2 pseudogenes are annotated in these 1,489 nt (G+C 65.8%); one reads left to right on the forward strand and one right to left on the reverse strand.

Annotated elements, in window-relative coordinates:
- A pseudogene (locus AB0N17_RS46635) lies at positions 1-674 on the reverse strand (hybrid sensor histidine kinase/response regulator); the annotation flags it as partial.
- Positions 675-958: 284 nt separating this feature from the next.
- Here AB0N17_RS46635 and AB0N17_RS46640 point away from each other — a divergent pair.
- Positions 959-1,489: pseudogene (locus tag AB0N17_RS46640) on the forward strand (hypothetical protein); the annotation flags it as partial.

Here is a 1,489-nt window from a genome sequence, read left to right on the forward strand (position 1 = left end):
GACGAAGGCTCTGGCGGGCCGCTTCGGCGATGACGGCGTCCGCTTGGTCGTGGCGTTTGACTGAGCCGCCCTTCCCCAGTCAGGTCTCCTCCGGCCACTGCCGTGGTCACGACCGCGATGTCGCGTACCTGCGCCGTGAGCCGTGACGCCATGGTGTTGACGGCTTCCGTCACATAACGCCAGTCACCGGACAGTCCTTGCACTTTGGCTCGTCCGCCCAGCCGGCCCTCTGTACCGACCTCGCGCGCGACCCGGGTCACCTCGGCGGTGAACCGGGACAGCTGCTCGACCATACGGTTCACGCCCAGTCCCAGACGACGCAGGTCACCGCGCAACTTGCGGTTGCCGTCGTTGAGATCCACGTGCTGGGTCAGATCTCCGTCGGCGACCGCGTTCAGTACGCTCGTGAAATTCACCATCGGCAGCGCGAGAGACTCCAACAGTGTGTTGGCCGCATCCACACTGGTTGACCACGCCCCCTGACCGGGACTCGCCTCCAGACGTGCGTCCAGCCTGCCCTGGCGCAACACTTCGCGCCGAACCCGTTGCAACTCGGTGGCAAGGTGATGATTGCGGGCCACGATCTGGTTGAACACGCTGGCCATTTCAGCGGTGATGCCGTGGTCCTGATCGCGGACGCGGACGGTGAAGTCACCGTCGCACAACGCGCGCATCGCGGCGAGTAGCGGGCGTAGCTCAGCCGGTCTCAGGCCAGTTTCTGCGAATGGATCAGGCGAGTTGGTGAACGGGAGAACAGGCTCGTTCATGGAGGCGGAGGGGGTCAGGTTTTTCGATGTTGAAGTCATAGCGTCGCCAACCTTTGGCTTTTCGCGAGCGAACGTCTAGTGTAAGGCGGCCAAGAGAGGCTGAAGAAACGTAACTTCAGAAAACTTCTTCGAGGTGGCCCATGCGAGCGTCGTCTTCTCCCGTGCGAGTGTCGGCATCTTCCATCCGGCTGATGCCAGAGCGGGCTGTTGCCGGCGCATGTACATTCGTGCGCGCTCTGCTCGCCCGGCGCATGGCTGCCTCGGGTCTGAACCCGGACACTGGCAGCGAACAATTGCTCGACGACGTAGTGCTTCGCGTCGGCGAACTCGTCAGCGCCGCTGTCGCCCAGGCCGGCAGCGAAGTCGAGGTCGTCTGCCGGGTCGAGGTCGGTCGGGAATCCGGTACCGAAGTCGAGGTTGTCTGCAGGGCCGGCCTCGGCCGTCCGCAGGCAGGTGGGCCGACCGAATTCGCGACGAGGCTTCATCTGAAGCCGTCCCCGCGAGCGGCCGGGCCCGAGATGCGAACGCCCACGCCGGTGCAGCCCGCCGTGGGTCCGCCGGTGCGCCCCGTGGCACCAGCCGGTCCTGCCGGCGGCAGTGGGCCGCGCGCCAGCATCGGGCCCAATTTCCTCGCGGAGACAAGCGAACTCCTCGCCGGCCAGCTCGATGAGGATCTGGTGGCAGCGCTCGCCAGCCAACTGGTGGTACCCCGTGTGGCGGAC

Source organism: Streptomyces sp. NPDC051133, assembly GCF_040682635.1.
GTDB lineage: Bacteria > Actinomycetota > Actinomycetes > Streptomycetales > Streptomycetaceae > Streptomyces.